Source organism: Serratia sp. CC22-02 (assembly GCF_900182895.1).
Lineage (GTDB): Bacteria > Pseudomonadota > Gammaproteobacteria > Enterobacterales > Enterobacteriaceae > Serratia > Serratia nevei.
Genome location: NZ_FXUD01000002.1, coordinates 93,929 through 110,748 on the forward strand (window position 1 = coordinate 93,929; position 16,820 = coordinate 110,748).

General features: G+C 60.7%; 19 protein-coding genes. 12 read left to right on the forward strand and 7 right to left on the reverse strand.

The genetic code is table 11. The features are described 5' to 3' along the window. Positions 1-384 (forward strand): VOC family protein, encoded by a 384-nt coding sequence (locus QOL81_RS07220; protein ID WP_060423221.1) that lies wholly within the window; start codon positions 1-3, stop codon positions 382-384. Here QOL81_RS07220 and QOL81_RS07225 read toward each other — a convergent pair whose 3' ends face one another. Then, positions 385-1,293 carry a LysR family transcriptional regulator gene (locus QOL81_RS07225; protein WP_049273915.1) on the reverse strand — a complete coding sequence of 303 codons (909 nt, stop codon included), beginning with the start codon at positions 1,291-1,293 and terminating at the stop codon, positions 385-387. Between the two features lie 125 nt (positions 1,294-1,418). On the opposite strand from QOL81_RS07225, the gene QOL81_RS07230 reads away from it, so the two are divergent. The 5 genes from QOL81_RS07230 to QOL81_RS07250 all read left to right on the forward strand — a co-directional run bounded on the left by QOL81_RS07230 (position 1,419) and on the right by QOL81_RS07250 (position 4,394). Next, positions 1,419-2,300 carry a pirin family protein gene (locus QOL81_RS07230; RefSeq protein ID WP_283439757.1) on the forward strand — a complete coding sequence of 294 codons (882 nt, stop codon included), beginning with the start codon at positions 1,419-1,421 and terminating at the stop codon, positions 2,298-2,300. A 117-nt stretch (positions 2,301-2,417) separates the two neighbouring features. Beyond that, entirely contained in the window at positions 2,418-3,044 is a 627-nt protein-coding gene (gene ycaC / locus QOL81_RS07235; protein WP_060423224.1) for an isochorismate family cysteine hydrolase YcaC, read from the forward strand. Positions 3,045-3,198: 154 nt separating this feature from the next. Further along, the gene (locus QOL81_RS07240) at positions 3,199-3,528 is read left to right on the forward strand and encodes a hypothetical protein (protein ID WP_025301705.1); all 330 of its coding nucleotides are present in this window, start codon (positions 3,199-3,201) and stop codon (positions 3,526-3,528) included. A 75-nt stretch (positions 3,529-3,603) separates the two neighbouring features. After that, positions 3,604-4,056 carry a thiol-disulfide oxidoreductase DCC family protein gene (locus QOL81_RS07245; RefSeq protein ID WP_070915503.1) on the forward strand — a complete coding sequence of 151 codons (453 nt, stop codon included), beginning with the start codon at positions 3,604-3,606 and terminating at the stop codon, positions 4,054-4,056. Between the two features lie 86 nt (positions 4,057-4,142). Beyond that, a complete protein-coding gene (locus QOL81_RS07250) occupies positions 4,143-4,394 on the forward strand; it encodes a hypothetical protein (protein WP_033642017.1) in 252 nt (83 codons plus the stop codon). Here the strand turns inward: QOL81_RS07250 and QOL81_RS07255 are convergent. The 3 genes from QOL81_RS07255 to QOL81_RS07265 form a co-directional block, all read right to left on the reverse strand. Further along, positions 4,385-4,933 carry a GNAT family N-acetyltransferase gene (locus tag QOL81_RS07255; RefSeq protein ID WP_087763260.1) on the reverse strand — a complete coding sequence of 183 codons (549 nt, stop codon included), beginning with the start codon at positions 4,931-4,933 and terminating at the stop codon, positions 4,385-4,387. The genes QOL81_RS07250 and QOL81_RS07255 overlap by 10 nt on opposite strands. 95 nt (positions 4,934-5,028) lie before the next feature. After that, on the reverse strand, positions 5,029-5,775 hold the full coding sequence (locus tag QOL81_RS07260; RefSeq protein ID WP_060423237.1) for a DUF2076 domain-containing protein: 747 nt from the start codon (positions 5,773-5,775) through the stop codon (positions 5,029-5,031). Between the two features lie 125 nt (positions 5,776-5,900). Beyond that, complete coding sequence (locus tag QOL81_RS07265; protein ID WP_038873182.1) at positions 5,901-6,686, reverse strand: helix-turn-helix transcriptional regulator; 786 nt, start codon at positions 6,684-6,686, stop codon at positions 5,901-5,903. Between the two features lie 117 nt (positions 6,687-6,803). Here QOL81_RS07265 and QOL81_RS07270 point away from each other — a divergent pair, with 117 nt between their 5' ends. Continuing rightward, a complete protein-coding gene (locus QOL81_RS07270) occupies positions 6,804-7,574 on the forward strand; it encodes a class I SAM-dependent methyltransferase (RefSeq protein WP_087763262.1) in 771 nt (256 codons plus the stop codon). A 57-nt stretch (positions 7,575-7,631) separates the two neighbouring features. Here the strand turns inward: QOL81_RS07270 and aqpZ are convergent, their stop codons facing one another. Next, positions 7,632-8,327, reverse strand: a complete 696-nt coding sequence (gene aqpZ / locus QOL81_RS07275) for an aquaporin Z (protein WP_025301712.1) — start codon at positions 8,325-8,327, stop codon at positions 7,632-7,634. Between the two features lie 426 nt (positions 8,328-8,753). Here aqpZ and QOL81_RS07280 point away from each other — a divergent pair, with 426 nt between their 5' ends. After that, positions 8,754-10,115, forward strand: coding sequence for an esterase-like activity of phytase family protein (locus QOL81_RS07280; RefSeq protein WP_169318088.1), 1,362 nt, complete (start codon positions 8,754-8,756; stop codon positions 10,113-10,115). Positions 10,116-10,312: 197 nt separating this feature from the next. Here the strand turns inward: QOL81_RS07280 and QOL81_RS07285 are convergent, their stop codons facing one another. Further along, positions 10,313-11,488, reverse strand: coding sequence for a low temperature requirement protein A (locus QOL81_RS07285; RefSeq protein WP_283439758.1), 1,176 nt, complete (start codon positions 11,486-11,488; stop codon positions 10,313-10,315). Between the two features lie 309 nt (positions 11,489-11,797). Between QOL81_RS07285 and QOL81_RS07290 the strand changes: the two genes are divergently transcribed. Together QOL81_RS07290 and QOL81_RS07295 are read left to right on the forward strand one after the other, a co-directional pair. Next, on the forward strand, positions 11,798-12,082 hold the full coding sequence (locus tag QOL81_RS07290; RefSeq protein ID WP_038873191.1) for a YdgH/BhsA/McbA-like domain containing protein: 285 nt from the start codon (positions 11,798-11,800) through the stop codon (positions 12,080-12,082). Positions 12,083-12,322: 240 nt separating this feature from the next. Next, entirely contained in the window at positions 12,323-12,880 is a 558-nt protein-coding gene (locus QOL81_RS07295; RefSeq protein ID WP_060423257.1) for a class I SAM-dependent methyltransferase, read from the forward strand. Here QOL81_RS07295 and QOL81_RS07300 read toward each other — a convergent pair whose 3' ends face one another. Beyond that, positions 12,881-13,342, reverse strand: a complete 462-nt coding sequence (locus tag QOL81_RS07300) for a GNAT family N-acetyltransferase (protein WP_060423260.1) — start codon at positions 13,340-13,342, stop codon at positions 12,881-12,883. A 214-nt stretch (positions 13,343-13,556) separates the two neighbouring features. Between QOL81_RS07300 and QOL81_RS07305 the strand changes: the two genes are divergently transcribed. Both QOL81_RS07305 and QOL81_RS07310 read left to right on the forward strand, forming a co-directional pair. Beyond that, complete coding sequence (locus tag QOL81_RS07305) at positions 13,557-14,672, forward strand: ABC transporter substrate-binding protein (protein ID WP_089185552.1); 1,116 nt, start codon at positions 13,557-13,559, stop codon at positions 14,670-14,672. Further along, positions 14,665-16,788, forward strand: a complete 2,124-nt coding sequence (locus tag QOL81_RS07310; protein ID WP_084826761.1) for a TonB-dependent siderophore receptor — start codon at positions 14,665-14,667, stop codon at positions 16,786-16,788. Before QOL81_RS07305 ends, QOL81_RS07310 begins: the two co-directional genes overlap by 8 nt. The last annotated feature ends 32 nt before the right edge of the window (positions 16,789-16,820 follow it).

Below are 16,820 nucleotides of genomic sequence, written 5' to 3' on the forward strand. Positions count from 1 at the left end.
ATGAAAATAGCCCATGTTGCCCTGTGGACCCGTGATATCGACGCGCAGCTGGCGTTTTGGCAGCGCTATTTCAACGGTGAGGCGGGTGAGGAGTACGTCAGCCGCAACCGGCCGGGGTTTGTTTCCCGTTTCGTCAGCCTGGCGGCCGGGCCGACGCTGGAGATCATGCGCGTGCCGACGCTGTTGCCGGCGCAGGCCCTGGAAGAACGGGTGGGCTGGGCGCACATCGCGCTGTCGCTGGGGGATGAACGGCAGGTCGATCGATTGGCGCAGCGCGCGCAGCAGGAGGGTATCTTGCAGTCCGCTCCGCGCTGGACCGGCGACGGCTTCTATGAGGCCGTCATCCGCGATCCGGACGGCAACGCGATCGAAATTACCGCCTAATCACTCCTCTTCGATGCTGGCGAACTGCTCGCCCAGATAATCGAGCAGCAGCCGCACCGCCGGCAATAAACCGCGGCGCGACGGGTAGACCGCATGCACCACGCCGCCCTGCGGCTGCCAGCCGGGCAGCAGCTGGACCAGTTCGCCGCGCAGCATGTCGTCACGCATCATCATCGCCGGCAGCTGAACGATGCCGGCGCCGGCGATGGCGGCGGTGCGCAGCATCAGCATGTCGTCGGTGACCAGCCGCGGCGTGTGTTCCCACTCGACCCGTTCACCCTGCGGGCCGGTCAGCCGCCATTGGTGCTGAGCGCGCGCCGGGCCGAGATCGAGCGTCGGGTATTTACGCAGGTCTTCCGGCGTGTGCGCCGGCCCGAGGGTGCGCACCAGCGCCGGGCTGGCGGCGACGCACCAGGTGCGCTGCGCCAGGATCTTCAGCACCAGATCGCTGTCTTCCAGCGGCGGCGGCCGCACGCGGATCGCCAGATCCAACCCTTCCCCCACCACGTCCACCCGGCGGTTGGTGGCCTCCAGATGCACCGTCACCTTCGGATAGTCGGCCATAAAGGCCGCCACCATGCTGCCGACGCGGGTGTGCAGGATCGCCACCGGGCACGACATGCGCACCGTGCCGCAGGGCTCGGCGCGCGTCTGTTCGATCGCCTGCTGCGCCGCTTCCGCTTCCACCAGCATCGCCTTGCAGTGTGCGTAATAGTTTTGGCCGACCTCGGTCACCGAGAAACGCCGCGTCGAGCGCTGGATCAGGCGCACGCCCAGCCGCTCTTCCAGCAGCGCCACGCGGCGGCTGAGCTTGGATTTGGGAATGCCCAGCGCCCGGCCGGCGGGAGCAAATCCCTGGTGATCGACCACGCTGGCGAAGAAAAACAGATCGTTCAGATCGGTCAGCATCGTATCCCTTATCGTTCTACCAGTAGAACGCTGAGTGTACATCTTGCCTACTACTGCAGCAAACCCCGGCAGATTAAACTTCTGCCATCAACTTAAGGCCGTGAGGTCTGAAACGGGAGTTCAAGATGAAAAAAATCCTCGGTATTCACAACAGCCCGGAAGCACATTGGGTCGGTAACGGTTTCCTGGTGAATTCGCTGTTCTCTTATAACGATTTGGGGGCGGAAATGAGCCCGTTCCTGCTGCTGGATCACGCGGCGCCAACCAAATTCCGCTCTGCCTCCGGCACCCGCGGCGTGGGTCAGCATCCTCATCGCGGGTTTGAAACGGTGACCATCGTCTATCAGGGCGAAGTGGAACACCGCGACTCGACCGGCAGCGGCGGGGTGATTGGCCCCGGCGACGTCCAGTGGATGACCGCCGCCTCCGGCATTCTGCACGAAGAGTTCCATTCGCGGGACTTCTCGCGCAAGGGCGGCACCATGGAAATGGTGCAGCTGTGGGTCAACCTGCCGGCCAAGGACAAAATGGCCGAGCCCGGTTACCAGACGCTGCTGAACGCCGATATTCCGGTGGTTCCGCTGGCGGACGGCGCAGGGCAGGTGCGGGTGATCGCCGGTGACTTTGGCGGCCACGCCGGCCCGGCACGCACTTTCAGCCCGCTCAACGTGTGGGATATGAAGCTGAATGCCGGCCACACCACCACGCTGACGGTGAAAGAAGGCCATACGCTGGCGCTGGTGATGCTGCACGGCGCGATCCTGGTCAACGGCGAAGAGGTGGTGCGCGAAACCCAAATGGTGCGTTTCGACCGGGCGGGGGATTCGATCACGATTGAAGCCAACAACGACGTCGCGCTGCTGGTGCTGAGCGGCGAACCGATCGATGAGCCTATCGTCGGCTACGGCCCGTTCGTCATGAACAGCGACGCGGAAATCCAGCAGGCGTTCCGCGACTTCAACAGCGGCAAGTTCGGCAGCATGAACGCCGAAGAGAGCGCCGGCTGACCTTGGTGCCTGGGGCGGGACGTGTTCCCCGGCCCAGGCGCTACACTTAAACCTCAACGCCCCGTCCCAGCGGCGGGGCGTTTCATCCGCAACATCAACCCCCACAGGAGTAAAACCATGACTGCAAATTACAAGCGCCTCGACAAGGACCAGGCCGCCGTATTGCTGGTGGATCATCAGGCAGGGCTGCTTTCGCTGGTGCGCGATATCGATCCCGATCGGTTTAAAAACAACGTGCTGGCGCTGGGTGATTTAGCGAAGTACTTCAATCTGCCGACCATTCTGACCACCAGTTTCGAAAACGGCCCCAACGGCCCGCTGGTGCCGGAGCTGAAGGCCCAATTCCCCGATGCCCCTTTTATTCCTCGCCCCGGCCAAATCAACGCCTGGGACAACGACGACTTCGTCAAGGCGGTAAAAGCCACCGGCCGTAAACAGCTGATCATCGCCGGTGTAGTGACCGAAGTGTGCGTGGCATTCCCGGCGCTGTCGGCGCTCAATGAAGGCTTTGAGGTCTTTGTGGTGACCGACGCCTCCGGCACCTTCAATGAGCTGACGCGTCAGTCGGCCTGGAGCCGCATGGAAGCCGCCGGCGCGCAGCTGATGACCTGGTTCGGCGTCGCCTGCGAGCTGCACCGCGACTGGCGCAACGACATCGAAGGCCTGGGCACGCTGTTCTCCAACCATATCCCGGACTACCGCAATCTGATGACCAGCTATAACACGCTGGCCGGCGGTAAGTAACACGGCGGCCCTTTACCCCACCTTTCGCCTTTCATCACGTTAGATGCGGGATGTAAGCAAAACGTAGCGGGGCGAAAAGGTAGCGAAAAGCGGCTTTCTCATTGGCCGGGGGCGGGGTAGCGTAATCCCGAACCCGGCAAATGAGGCTAATTCAATGAAACAAGCAATCAAGATCCTGGCGCTGCCCTGCATGGGCATGGCGCTGTTGTTCAGCGCGAGCGCGATGTCGGCCCCTGAGGCGCCTGCGGCCAAAGCGTTGCCGCCTGTGGCGGATGAACCGATGCGCATGCCGCCTTTCCCGGGCGGGCACCCGCCCAAACCGGGGTTCTGCCACGGCGGCGAACTGTTCTGCGCCACCTCGGCCAGCGACAATCCGGTGGAAACCATCAACAAACTGACGGCGGTGATCCCGGCGGGCAGCGCCAAGCATTACGAGGTGCGCGTCGCGGTGGTGGCCGTGCCTGACGCCCCGCCTGCGCCTTAACGGGCCCTGTCATCCCGCTCTGGTTCGCACGCTCAAGGCGCGTTAGGCTAAGGCGAGCGTTTATCGGGAGGCGGGATGACCCTTTTAGCACAACTGCCCTGTCTCCAGCCCGGCGAGTGCGCGCTGTTGTTCGACGGCGAATGCAATCTGTGTCACGGGCTGGTGAGGTATCTTATTCGCGCCGATCGGCAGCGGCGCATTCTGTTGGCGACGGTGCAATCCGTCGAAGGGCAGGCGATCCTGCAGGCGCTGGGATTGCCGACCGATCGTTTCGATTCCGTGGTCTATGTTGAGCAGGGGCGCTGTTGGCTGCGTTCGGCGGCGCTGTTCCAGGCGTTGCGCCAATTGGGATGGCCGTATCGCGCGCTGGCGCTGGCGCGTTACCTGCCACCGCGGCTGGCGGACAAGGTCTACGATGCGGTTGCCGGCAATCGCTACCGGCTATTTGGCCGCAACGACGGCACCGGTTTGCCGGGCGCCGACCAGCCCGGGCGCTATCTGCCCCGGCGGCGGGAACCGCCGGCCTGAGCTTTACGCTTCTTTACCATCCAACCGCTTGAAATATCAGCACTCCGGCTCCATATAATGGAACGTTCAGCCAACAAGGAGCGCGTATGGGAATCAGTGAAGAAGAGCACATCCGCCGTTTGACCCAGGAGAAGAACGACATGGGCAATACGGCGAAATGGGTGGCGATCGTTTCCGCCGTGTACTTTGCCTTGATGGTGTTTTACGGCCACCCGACCGGCGTATTGGCGATGTCGGGCGCGGTGTTCATCGTTTCTACCGCCACCTGGCTGAAAAAGCGTCAGAAGGTCAAATCTTACCGCATGGCGTTGGCCAAAATCAGCGACGATCAGCCCTGATAGTCGCCGCGCTTTAGCGTATACACCAGGCTCGGCGCTGCGCCGGGCACGTCATCCAGCGTATCCACCCGCTGCATGCCAATCTTTTCCAGCACCCGCCACGAAGCCTGATTCTCCGCGCGCACAATGGCAGAAATCTCACCCACCTCCAGACCGACAAACCCGTATTGCAGTGAAGCCCGCGCCATCTCGGTGGCCAGCCCCATGCCCCACACCCGGGTGTCGAAGCGATAGCCGAGGTTAACGGTGCGCTGCGCGCCGAGCGGTTTCCAGGACAAGCCGCCAAAGCCGATAACCCAATCCGACCGTTCGCGCAGGGCGAGCGCCCAGGAGCCGTAGCCGTGTTGCCGCCAGACGGCGAGCCGCTCCTGCAGCGCCGAAGCGGCCTGCGCTTCGCTGGTGAGCGGGCCGGCGGGGTTGAAGCGTTGGGTTTGCGGATCGCCAAAGATGGCGTAGAAACGTTCGAGGTCCGCCATCACCGGCGGCCGCATCTGCAGGCGCTCGCTGAAGTACGGGGCTGAAGGATTAAAGCTCGGCATCGTTTCTCCCGGCCGGATCAATGAACAGCGTTCACTGTAGTCCAGATCGGCGAAACGGGAAATCCCCCTCTGCGGGTGAGAGGGGGAGAGGGGCATTACAGGAAGGAATCGTCGTCGTCGTTGTAATCGTCGTCGGCGTAGTCCGTGTCATCCTGATAGTTGGCGTTCTGGAAGCCGTTGTCCTGATTCAGGAAGCTGCCGCCGTCGCCGTTGTTGAAGGTATCAAGGTTGTTGGAGGCGTCGAAATTGCGCATCGCGCTGTCGTCCAGCGGTGCCGGGTTTTCTTCGATAATATTCACGATTTCCTGCGGCTGCGAATGGCGGAACATGCCGGTCAGCATGTCGGCCAATACCACGCCGCCGGCGACGCCCGCCGCGGTTTGCAAAGCCCCACCCAGGAAGCCGCCGGCGCGCGAAGGCGCCGCCTGCTGCGGTTGGGCATAGGCTGGCTGCTGCGGCTGTGAGTAGCCCCCTTGCTGCGCGTTGTTCCAGGCCGCCGTATTTTGCTGCTGCGCCTGATACTGTTCACGCGGGCTTGGCGTACTGCGGCTGCCGCCGCCGAACAGGCCGGCCAGGAAGCCGCCGCTGCTCTGTTGGCCGCTGGCGGTTTGCTGCAGCTGCGCGACCTGGGCTTCCAGCTCTTTGACCCGCTGGTCCATCTGTTTGAGCGCCGCTTCCTGAATGATCATTGCCTGCGCCATGTAATAAGGGGCGGAAGGCTGCTCGCGAATATGCTGATTAATTTGCTGTTCTGCCTGGAGATCCCGTGGGCCCGTCTTGGTCTCGGCTTCTTTCAGGCGGCCAAACAGACCATCGATAAGGCGTTGTTCTTCGGATTGCATAGGCGTACCTCGGGAGATAAATAACGGTGCTGGATGATCGTTGTCATCGGTAACAATCACCCTAGCGCGTTTGCATGAACCAATAAATAAATGGCGGGTAAACCTGTCTATGAATTTGTTACCAATTACGGCAGCGGGATCAGCATTACCAGCTTCAGACCGCCGTGCTCCGCCGGATGGAAGGTGAGCTGGCGATAGCGCAGCGCACCTTGCTGAGGGTGCTCGAACGCGCGCTCGCCGCCTTCGCGCGCCATCACGTCATGCTGTTTCCACCAGTGATTAAAGTCCGCGCTGTTGTGCGTCATGTTGCGCACGAAGGCGCGCATCTCTTCGGTGTTTTGGTGATGGCTGGTCTCGGCGCGAAACTCGGCCACCACGCGGCGGGCACGTTCTTCCCAATCACTGACCAGCGTTTTCGCCAATGGGTGGAAGAACATGAAGTGCAGCAGGTTGGGGCTGTTGGCCACATCCAGCCAGCCGCTGAACAGCGCCGCCGCCTGCGGGTTCCAGGCGACGACGTTCCAGGTCACGTCCAGCAGGTAGCAGGGCACCGTCATCTGGTGCACGCTTTGCAGCACCGCGTCGTTGGCGGTTTCGCGGTGCGTTTCCTGCTCGGGATCGGCGACGCGCGCCAGGGTAAACAGGTAGTGGCGTTCGGCGGGGCCCAGCCGCAGCGCCTTGGCGATGCGTGCCAGCGTATAGGGGGAAATGGACACCTCGCGCCCCTGTTCGATCCAGGTATACCAGGTGGCGCTGATGCCGCTGATTTGCGCCAGCTCTTCGCGCCGTAGGCCGCTGGTGCGGCGGCGCGAGGAGCTGGGCAGGCCGAGCATTTCCGGCGTGATGCGCTCGCGGTGCGCGCGCAGGAATGCGCCGAGGGCCTTTGGCCCGGATAAGGCTTCTGATGACATAGCGTGGTACCTATTTATACCAGGATAACTGCTCATATTGTACCCGTATAGTAGCCTGATTATAGTAGCCGAAAGCCTTCAGGCACAGGCGCAAGCCGGATAATAACGGGAGCAAACATGAGCATCAGCAACAGCCATAAAAACGCGGTAGACCGGCAGTTCGGCGAGCAGGCCAACGCTTACTTAACCAGCGCGGTGCACGCGCAGGGCAAGGATTTACAACGCCTTGCACAGTTACTGGAACCGCATGCCGGCGCGCGTTTGCTCGATCTGGGCTGCGGCGCCGGGCACGCCAGCTTCACGGCGGCGGCCAGGGTGGCGCAGGTGGTGGCCTACGATCTGTCGGCGCAAATGTTGGCGGTGGTGGAGCAGGCGGCAGCGGAAAAAGGCTTGAGTAACATTCAGCTGCAGCAGGGCGTGGCGGAGTCTTTACCGTTTGAGGACGCCAGCTTCGATCTGGTCATCAGCCGCTATTCGGCGCACCACTGGCACGACGTTGGCCAGGCGCTGCGTGAGGTCAAGCGGGTACTCAAGCCGGGCGGCAGAGCGATCTTCATGGACGTGGTCTCGCCGGGGCATCCGCTGCTGGATATCTACCTGCAAACCGTGGAAGTGCTGCGCGACACCTCACACGTGCGCAACTATGCGCCGGGCGAGTGGCTGGCGTTATTGACCGAGGCTGGGTTGGTGGTGCGCGAGGTAACGTCGGATCGGTTGATGCTGGAGTTCGGCAGCTGGGTGGCGCGCATGCGCACGCCGGCGCATTTCGTTACCGCGATCCGTGCGCTGCAGCAAAGCGTGTCGCAGGAGGTCGCGGCGCACTTCGCCATTCAGCCGGACGGCTCCTTTACCAGCGATATCATGATGTTTGACGTGACGAAGGGCTGAAAGCAACGGGGCAGCCGATGAAGGCTGCCCCGTGAAACGCTATCGGCTGCGATGCGCTTATTTTTTATCTTCCAGCAGGCAGCGGTAGATCAGGCCGCCGATAATGCCGCCGACCAGCGGCACCAGCCAGAAGACCCACAGCTGCTGCAGCGCCCAGGTGCCCTGGAAGATCGCTACGCCGGTGCTGCGCGCCGGGTTGACGGAGGTGTTGGTCACCGGGATGCTGATCAGGTGGATCAGGGTCAGCGTCAGGCCGATCGCCAGCGGGGCAAAGCCTGCCGGCGCGCGTTTGTCGGTCACGCCATGAATAACGATCAGGAAGAAGGCCGTCAGCACCAGTTCAATCACGATTGCTGATTGCAGAGAATAACCGCCCGGAGAGTGTTCGCCGTAACCGTTGGAGGCGAAACCGCCTGCGGTGGCGTCGAAACCGGCTTTGCCGCTGGCGATCAAATACAGCACCGCCGCTGCGGCGATACCGCCGATCACCTGTGCGATAACGTAAGGAATCACGTCTTTCGCCGCGAAACGGCCGCCGGCGAATAAGCCAACGGTGATTGCCGGGTTAAAGTGCCCGCCGGAAATATGGCCGACGGCATAGGCCATCGTCACCACGGTCAGGCCGAAAGCGAGCGCGACGCCGAGGAAACCAATACCCAGCTGTGGGAATGCCGCTGCTAATACTGCGCTACCACAACCACCAAACACCAACCAAAATGTGCCAAAAAATTCGGCAAAAAGTCGCTTTGACATAGATTCCATCCTGCGGAATAGACTAACGGGTGTTAGCACTAAAAACTATAGAACAGCTTTTTCAGTTCATGCAGATATTCTATAGAATTTTCTTAATGCACCTTGAATAACGGCGGTATTAAATCCCCGGTATTTTATTTTGTCTATGAGAAAAACGCCGTTTTTCGCCGTGCCGGCGCGCGTTTGCCGATTTTTTTATCTTTGATATAAGAATTTACCCTAAGCGAAATAACGGGTTATTTTCAGGCGCTTTTTTCCAGCGGTTTTCTCCATTCAATATCCCCAGGTTAATTGCTAATTTCTATTTGCCAGTCAACCTTGTTGCCTATTGCACATTTGACGAAACGCCTGTTGTCATCTCAGTGTCATGCTAAATTAATATCTTCTTCTGCCTGATAACGCTTCGTTCAACCTCGGGTAAAAACCATGAAAATAAAATCGCTCTCCCTGCTGTTGGCTTCACTGTTTCCTGTATTCACCTACGCTGCAGATATTGAGGTAGCGCGTTATGTGGTCGGCTTCCCCGGCGGGGAACGCGTCGCCTATCAGGGGGCGTTCGCCAAGAATTTCCCGCAGGGGCTGCCGGTGGGGATCGGCTCCGGGCTGACGTTCAATCGCAAGCAGGGCGACGATTTGGTGCTGACGACGCTGACCGATCGCGGCCCGAATGCCGATGCCCCGGCGGTGGGCAAGCAAGAAGCCAAAATTTTCGCCAACCCGCAATTCGTGCCTCTGTTGATGGACATTCGTATCGGTGGCGGCAAGGCCGTGGCCGAGAATGCACGGCCCTTGCATGACGAAAAAGGGCCGATTAGCGGGCTGCCGCTGCCGAGCGAGCTGATTGGTTCCACGAACGAAGTGGCGTTGAACGACGCGTTGCAGCCGCTGCCCGGCGATCGCCGCGGGTTGGATACCGAAGGCATCATCGGTGACGGCAACGGCGGCTATTGGCTGTGCGATGAGTACGGTCCGTTTCTGATCCATGTCGACGGCAACGGTAAAATTCTCGCCAAATACGGCCCAACGCCGCAGGCCGGCGAGCAGGCGGTGGCGGGCGGTTTGCCGAACATCCTGAAGTGGCGCCAGCCCAACCGCGGTTTTGAGGGGCTGACCCGGATGCCGGATGGGCGCATTCTGGCGGCGGTACAGAGTACGCTGGATGTCGATGGCAAAAGCAAAAACAAGGCGCAGTTTACCCGGTTGGTGAGTTTCGATCCGCGCAGTGGCAAAACCGCCATGTACGGCTATCCCATCGATATCGACAGCTATAAAAAAGCCAAAGACGCCAAGATTGGCGATGTGGTGGCGTTGGACAACCAGCGCATCCTGTTGATTGAACAAGGAACCGGTAAAGATAAGACGATGATCAACAAGATCTATCTGGTGGATCTCGCGCAGGCCAGCGATCTGAGCGCGTTTGACGGCCAGGGGAAAGCGCTGGAGTTCGACGATGCGAAAGATCTCGCCAAACGCGGCGTGAAGCTGGCGCAGAAACAGGAAGTGGCGGATCTGCGCCAGTTGGGCTGGCGCCAGGAGAAAGCGGAAGGGTTGGCGCTGATCGACGATCGCACGCTGGCGGTGATTAATGACAACGATTTCGGCCTGCAGGCCAAGCTGGTGGACGCATCGCCAAAAAGCAAGAAAATCGGCGATTATCAGCTGGAGAAAGAAGGGCGGCTGAGCCTCGACGGCGACAAGACCGACGCCCGTATCGAATTGCGCCCGCTGGAGCAGCCGGAGTCGCTGAGCGAGCTCTGGGTGCTCACCTTGCCGCATCCCTTGAAGTGAGACAGCGGGGGCGATAGCGCCCCCGTCAGACCGTTGACAAAGGAGGAAAAAACGTGGTTTTTCCTCCTTTGTGGCCATCAGCCGAAAATCAATAAATTGATTTTCCTTATTTTTTATCCGCTGCTCTCTGCAAACCCGGCAATGGCATGAGGTTTGTCATCAATCTCACAGCGGAGGCGGTGACGCCCCCGTTTGCTTCAGGCTTCCGCGTGCCGCTGCGGCGCTCTGCCGCGCGAGATGCTCTCCCACACCGCCACCACCACCATGATCAGCGTCGTCAGGCCATTGACCATCAGCAGATCGGTTAAATAGGCGACGGGGGCCAATACCGCCAGCGCCAGTAGCCCCACCAGGTGCGACAGCGGGAAGCGATGATATACCAGCCGTTTATACAGCGCGTTGGCGAACAGGTAGAGCGCCGGCCCGAGCAGCAACACCGCCGCCGTGGCGTTTTGGATGTGGCCGTCGGGATGGGCGATCACCAGCTCGTTGGCCACGGCGCAGACGATGATCGCCCCCACCAGCGCGACGTGCACGTAATGGAAGTAAGCGCCCAGCTGGCCGGGGTTTTCCGCTTGGCTGATGGCGTGGCTGCCGGCTTTGCTGCTGGTGTCGAAGTAGACCCACCACATCGCCAGGCTGCCGAGAAAGGCCACCAGCGAGGCGATGAGCACCGGCAGGTTCCAGCTTTCCATCTCGCTCAGGGTGGCGCCGGTGATCAGAATGGTTTCCCCCAGCGCCACGATAACGAACAGCTGGCAGCGCTCCGCCAGATGGTGACCCTCGATGGTCCATTCGCTGCTGCTGTCCGAGCGCCCCAGCACCGGCAGCCGGAAGCCGAACATCGGCGAGACGTATTCGCACAAGACCGCGACCGCCCACAGCGCCAGGCGGGCGTTGCCTTCCGCCAGCCCACCGGCGATCCAGAAGACGGCAGAGATGCACAGCCAGCCGAGAATGCGGTGAAAGTTTCGTTTTAACGGATGACCGGGCGCCAGCAGGCGCAGCACCGTGACGGAGCGCCCGACCTGAATGGCGACATAGAACAGCGCGAAGATCAGGCCGCGCTCGCCAAACGCCTGCGGCAGCGCGGCGGCGGCGAACAGCCCCAGCAGCATGATAGCGAACAGCAGCAGGCGGATCTGACGGGTATCCGGATTGAACCAGTTGGTGACCCAGGCGGTGTATTGCCAGGCCAGCCAGACGGCGAACCACAGCAACAGGGTTTCCAGCGCGCCAGTCAGCGTCAGGTGATGCAACAGATAGTGGGAAAGTTGGGTCACGGCGAAAACGTAGATCAGATCGAACAGCAGCTCGGAAAACGAGACTGAAGCGCCCTGACCGTCACGCACGCGCAGCAGGTTTTGCGACATAAGCGTTCTTCCTTAAAAGGGTAAGCCACAAAATCAGCGTAGCTCAGCGCGCCCCGGCGGGTAAAAAATCTTAAATAGCGGCGGCGCGCGTTCTTTCTTTCTCCCCGTCTTTAATTGTTCATCAAATAAGGGTAAGGTGAACCCTATAAAGTCATTTCCGCCTTAAAATACACACTCGCTCTCACTTCCTCCTTATTCTCCTCACAATGATTGATGTTCTTTACGTTGCATGACGTCCGTTTTCATTGGCTAGCGGATAATTAACATCACTGACAACGAGCTAATAAACAAGAACACCTGGAGTCAATCATGAAACTTATCCCAAGCATCGCAGCAGTATTGATCGCCGCCGCTTCCTTCTCCACTTTCGCCGCGCCGCTGTCGTCGGTGAAACAGGTCAACAGCGAACAGGCCGCCAATCTGCAAAGCCTCGGCGTGGTGTCGGTTTCCGGCATTAGCGGCTCACCGCATGACGCCATTCACGCCCTGAAAGAAAAAGCCGCGGCGGACGGCGCCGGCCATTACCGCATTATCGGTCTGGACACCCCCGGGGATTCCAGCAACTGGCGCGGCAATGCGGAAATTTATCGCTAAGCGTTGGTTTTTTACCCTCTGGCCACGGCAACGTGGCCAATAAAATAAACGGTCGTAATAATTATCTGATAGGGCGCGCGTGGGCGGCTTATTTTCAGGTCATTATTACGACCGTTTTTCATTTTTCCGCTGCGGCTGAGGTTGCATTTTATTACAACTGTGTCCGCCGCTTTCGGAATCATGTTAATGAATACTTAAGAAATTCGGCTCACATTGAGGACTTAACCCAAGGAGGCCTCAATGTTAAATGCGACCCGGCTGCAACTGATGAATCACTTCGCTTACCTGCAGCAATTTATGGCTTCACCGCGCACCGTCGGTACGCTGGCGCCTTCTTCCCCGTGGCTGTGCCAGGCGATGCTGAACCAGGTTGAATGGACCCGGGCGCTGTCGATCGCGGAGCTGGGGGCGGCGGACGGCGTATTGACCAAACGCATTCTGGGGCGGATGCGCGCCGATGCGGCGCTGGAGGCTTTCGAGATCCAACCGCATTTCGTGCATCGGCTGCGGGGGATAGACGATCGGCGGCTGCAGGTGATGGCCCATTCGGCGACCCAAATGGCCACGGATTATGACGTGGTGTTTTCCTGCCTGCCGCTGCTGTCGATCCCGGTCAGGATCAGCGTGCGCATCCTTCAGCAGGCCCGGCAGCGGCTGCTGGCGCGCAACGGCACGCTGGTGCTGTTCCAATACAGCCACCTGTCGGAAAAATTGCTGTCCCGCTATTTTCACTGGAAGCGCCTGCGGGTGGTGCGCAATTTCCCGCCGGCGCTGGTGTATGTCTGTACGCCGCGTTAACTACAGCGTTTTCACCATCACCACCACGTCTTCGTCATACTGCCGCCGGCGCTCCAGAGGTTGCCAACCCCAGCCGGCGTACAGCGCTTCCGATTTGTCGGTGATGAGATGCAAAATCGAATGATGGCGCTGCCGCGCCGCTTCGACGATCGCCATCTCCAGGCGGTGGGCAATGCCCTTGCGGCGGTGATCGGGATGCACGAAGACGCCGGCCAGCCACGGGGTGAGATCCTGGCGCTGATGATCGTCGCTGGGCCACAGGCTGGCCATGCCCACCGGGCGATCGCCGTCGATCATCATCAGCGTCAGGTGATCGTCGCTTGGCCGGCTGCATTGGGCGAAGCGCAGCTGGGTGCGCTCCAGCGTGCCGCCGCGTTGTGAACCCCACTGGCCGAAGGCCCAGGCGGCGCACACATCGGCAAACTGCGGGCACTCCGACAGCGGAATAATGCGTTGATCCATGGATGTCTCCCTATTTTGGTGGTTTCCGCTCTATTTAACCGATTTCCCCGCCATTTTTTTAACTTTTTAAAGCCGCTCTTTTAGCGGTTTCACGGTGTTTCGCCGTGCGCCCGGCGCCATTTCCCGGATTTCTTTTGGCAATCGCCGTGCAGGATTGCAAGTGCTAATGAGAGTGATTATCATGCGCACACTATTTCCCCGTGCCGGCTTAATCATGCGCAATTCCCTCATTTTACTGCTGCTTTCCCTGTGCTTCGGCGTGTTCTCCGCTCAGGCGAAGACGGTGACCGATATCACCGGCCGCCAGGTCGTGGTGCCGGACAACCCGCAGCGCATCGTGGTGGGGGAAAGCCGCATGCTGTATACGCTGGCGCTGCTGGAGCCGGGCAACCCGGCGCAGCGCATCGTCGGCTGGCCGGCGGATCTGGCGCGGTTCGATGCGCAAAGCTGGCAGCTCTATACGCAGAAGTTCCCGCAGATCGCCGCGATCCCCATTATCAGCGGCAATAATTTCCGCCAGGTCAATATTGAAAGCCTGCTGCAGCTGAAGCCGGATCTGGTGATCCTGGCGCGCTACGCGCGTGAAGACGGCGACAACGATCTGCTGGTTTCCGCGCTGAACAAGGCCGGCGTGGCGGTGATCTACGTCGATCTGCGCATCGATCTGCTGAACAACACCGTGCCGAGCGTACGGCTGCTGGGCGAAGTGCTCAATCGCCAGCAGCGCGCCGAGCAGTTTATCGCGTTTTATCAGCAGCATATGGCTGTGATTCAGCAGCGGCTGGCGGGCTATCAGGGGCCGAAGCCCAAAGTGATGCTGCACCTGCATCTGGGGCGGCGCGACACCTGCTGCACCACCGCCGCGCATGGCAACCTTGGCGATCTGCTGAGCTTCGCCGGCGGCGACAACATCGCCAACGCCAGCGTCAAAGGGGTGTATGGCGAGCTGAACCCGGAAACCATTCTGAGCGCCAACCCCGACGTTTACCTCGCGACCGGCATGGCCGGGCCGCAGGGCAAGCGGCTTTCCGATCTGCGCCTCGGGCCGCAAGTCAGCCAACAGGACGCCGCCGACAGCTTCCGCCGGCTGATCGCCACACAGCCGATGCTGGCCAGCCTGCAGGCGGTGAAGCATCACCGCGCCTGGAGCGTCTGGCACAACTTTTACCTCAGCCCGTACCACGTGGTGCTGGTCGAGATGTTCGCCAAAGCGTTTTACCCGGATCTGTTCGCCGACATTAACCCGCAGCAGACCTTCCAACAGCTGTATCAGCAGTTTTTGCCGTTACCTTTTTCAGGGACCTATTGGAGTCAGTTAGATAATGAATAACAACAAGCGCGGCTGGTGGTGCGCATTGCCTTTGGCGGCCTGCGCGACATCGCCGACGTGGGCGGCGGAGAAAGCCGCGCCGCAGGAAGAGAGCCTGGTTGTGGTCGGCCGCAAAGACGCCGACGGCGTGCAGAGCTATCAGCCGTTGACCAGCGTCACCGGCACCCGCAGCGAAACCAACCTGCTGAACGTGCCGCAGGCGATCGACGTGGTGCCGCAGCAGGTGATTACCGATCAGGCGGTCAGCAGCCTGGACGAAGCGCTGTACAACGTCAGCGGCATTACCCAGGCCAACACGCTGGGCGGCACCCAGGACGCGGTCATGAAACGCGGCTTCGGCGACAACCGCGACGGCTCCATTCTGCGCGACGGCGTGCGCTCGGTACAGGCGCGCAACTTTACGCCGACCACCGAGCGGGTGGAGGTGCTCAAGGGGCCGGCCTCGATGCTGTACGGCATGGGCGAGCCGGGCGGGATGATCAACATGATCACCAAAAAGCCCCAGCTGCAGCAGCATACCCACGTGGAAGGCTGGGGCAGCAGCTTCAACGGCGGCGGCGGCCAGCTCGACGTTACCGGGCCGCTCGGCACGTCGGGGTTTGCCTATCGCATGATCGTCGATCACGATGAAACCGATTACTGGCGCAACTTTGGCCGCAATCGCCAGACGGTGATCGCGCCGTCGTTGATGTGGTACGGCGAGAACACCACCGTGCGCTTGGCCTATGAACATATGGAATATCTGGTGCCGTTCGATCGCGGCACCATTATCGATTCGCGCACCGGCAAACCGGTGAATACGCCGCGCGATCGCCGTTTCGACGAAGCCTATAATGCCACCCGCGGCGATCAGGACAGCATTACCCTGCAGATCGATCAGACGCTCAACGAGCGCTGGAAAAGCTCACTGACCTACGCCTACAGCCGCAACAGCTACAGCGACAACCAGGCGCGCGCCACGGCGCTGAACCCGGTGACCGGCGTGTTGAGCCGCCAGGCCGACTCGACCGCCAACGCCGTCAGCCACGCCAACGCGGTACAGCTGACGCTCAATGGCGACGTGGACTGGGGCAGCATCAACCACCAGATGCTGTTCGGCTTCGATTTTGAAGATAACCGTACCTTCCGCGGCGACATGATCCGCGGCAAAAAGAACAGCGATTTCAATATCTATCATCCGGTATACGGCCTGATGCCGCCGTCGACGGCGGTCAGCGCCAAAGACAGCGACCAGCGGGAAAACCTCACCAGCTACGGTTGGTTTATGCAGGATTCCATCCAGCTAACCGATAAATGGCTGGTGATGGGCGGCCTGCGTTACGACGCTTTCGACGTCTATGCCGGCAAGGGGCGGCCGTTCCAGGCCAATACCGACAGCTCGGACAGCAAGCTGGTGCCGCGCGCCGGGGTGGTGTACAAGCTGACGCCTTATGTGTCGCTGTACAGCAGCTATACCGAGTCGTTCAAGCCGAACTCTTCCATCGCCACCCAAATTGGTTCGCTGCCGCCGGAGCAGGGCAAGTCGTGGGAAGTCGGCGGCAAGCTGGCGTTGCCGAACGGCGTCACCGGCACGCTGGCGCTGTTCGACATCACCAAGCGCAACGTGATGGTCAATGAGCTGGTGGAGGGCGAAACCGTGACGCGCACCGCCGGGCGCGTACGTTCGCAGGGCGTGGAGCTGGACGTAGCCGGTAACCTCACCGATTCGCTGAGCCTGATCGGCTCCTATGCGTATACCGACGCGCGGGTGGTGGACGATCCGGACAACAAGGGGAAAGAGATGACCAACGTGGCGCGCCACACCGCCTCGCTGTTCCTGACCCAGAACCTGGGCAGCCCGGGTTTCTACAGCGGCGATGAGGTGCGCATTGGCGCCGGTGCGCGCTACGTAGGACGCCGCCCGGGTGACGCTGCCAACAGTTTCTCCCTGGATAATTACACCGTTGCCGATGCGTTCGCCGCTTACACCATGCCGATCAACGGCTATCGGGTGAAATGGCAGCTGAACGTGAAGAACCTGTTCGATAAAACCTACTACCCGTCCAGCGGCGGCAATTTGCGCGTGGCGGTGGGGGAACCGCGTGAGGTGGTGCTGCGCGGCAGTATCGATTTCTAAGCTACGGGCGGTGAAATTTGCTTAAATAACCG

Bases quoted from the DNA above. Each gene is read 5' to 3' on its own strand.
- QOL81_RS07220 (WP_060423221.1), top strand. From the start codon at position 1: ATGAAAATAGCCCATGTTGCCCTGTGGACCCGTGATATCGACGCGCAG.
- QOL81_RS07225 (WP_049273915.1), bottom strand. From the start codon at position 1,293: ATGCTGACCGATCTGAACGATCTGTTTTTCTTCGCCAGCGTGGTCGAT.
- QOL81_RS07230 (WP_283439757.1), top strand. From the start codon at position 1,419: ATGAAAAAAATCCTCGGTATTCACAACAGCCCGGAAGCACATTGGGTC.
- ycaC (WP_060423224.1), top strand. From the start codon at position 2,418: ATGACTGCAAATTACAAGCGCCTCGACAAGGACCAGGCCGCCGTATTG.
- QOL81_RS07240 (WP_025301705.1), top strand. From the start codon at position 3,199: ATGAAACAAGCAATCAAGATCCTGGCGCTGCCCTGCATGGGCATGGCG.
- QOL81_RS07245 (WP_070915503.1), top strand. From the start codon at position 3,604: ATGACCCTTTTAGCACAACTGCCCTGTCTCCAGCCCGGCGAGTGCGCG.
- QOL81_RS07250 (WP_033642017.1), top strand. From the start codon at position 4,143: ATGGGAATCAGTGAAGAAGAGCACATCCGCCGTTTGACCCAGGAGAAG.
- QOL81_RS07255 (WP_087763260.1), bottom strand. From the start codon at position 4,933: ATGCCGAGCTTTAATCCTTCAGCCCCGTACTTCAGCGAGCGCCTGCAG.
- QOL81_RS07260 (WP_060423237.1), bottom strand. From the start codon at position 5,775: ATGCAATCCGAAGAACAACGCCTTATCGATGGTCTGTTTGGCCGCCTG.
- QOL81_RS07265 (WP_038873182.1), bottom strand. From the start codon at position 6,686: ATGTCATCAGAAGCCTTATCCGGGCCAAAGGCCCTCGGCGCATTCCTG.
- QOL81_RS07270 (WP_087763262.1), top strand. From the start codon at position 6,804: ATGAGCATCAGCAACAGCCATAAAAACGCGGTAGACCGGCAGTTCGGC.
- aqpZ (WP_025301712.1), bottom strand. From the start codon at position 8,327: ATGTCAAAGCGACTTTTTGCCGAATTTTTTGGCACATTTTGGTTGGTG.
- QOL81_RS07280 (WP_169318088.1), top strand. From the start codon at position 8,754: ATGAAAATAAAATCGCTCTCCCTGCTGTTGGCTTCACTGTTTCCTGTA.
- QOL81_RS07285 (WP_283439758.1), bottom strand. From the start codon at position 11,488: ATGTCGCAAAACCTGCTGCGCGTGCGTGACGGTCAGGGCGCTTCAGTC.
- QOL81_RS07290 (WP_038873191.1), top strand. From the start codon at position 11,798: ATGAAACTTATCCCAAGCATCGCAGCAGTATTGATCGCCGCCGCTTCC.
- QOL81_RS07295 (WP_060423257.1), top strand. From the start codon at position 12,323: ATGTTAAATGCGACCCGGCTGCAACTGATGAATCACTTCGCTTACCTG.
- QOL81_RS07300 (WP_060423260.1), bottom strand. From the start codon at position 13,342: ATGGATCAACGCATTATTCCGCTGTCGGAGTGCCCGCAGTTTGCCGAT.
- QOL81_RS07305 (WP_089185552.1), top strand. From the start codon at position 13,557: ATGCGCAATTCCCTCATTTTACTGCTGCTTTCCCTGTGCTTCGGCGTG.
- QOL81_RS07310 (WP_084826761.1), top strand. From the start codon at position 14,665: ATGAATAACAACAAGCGCGGCTGGTGGTGCGCATTGCCTTTGGCGGCC.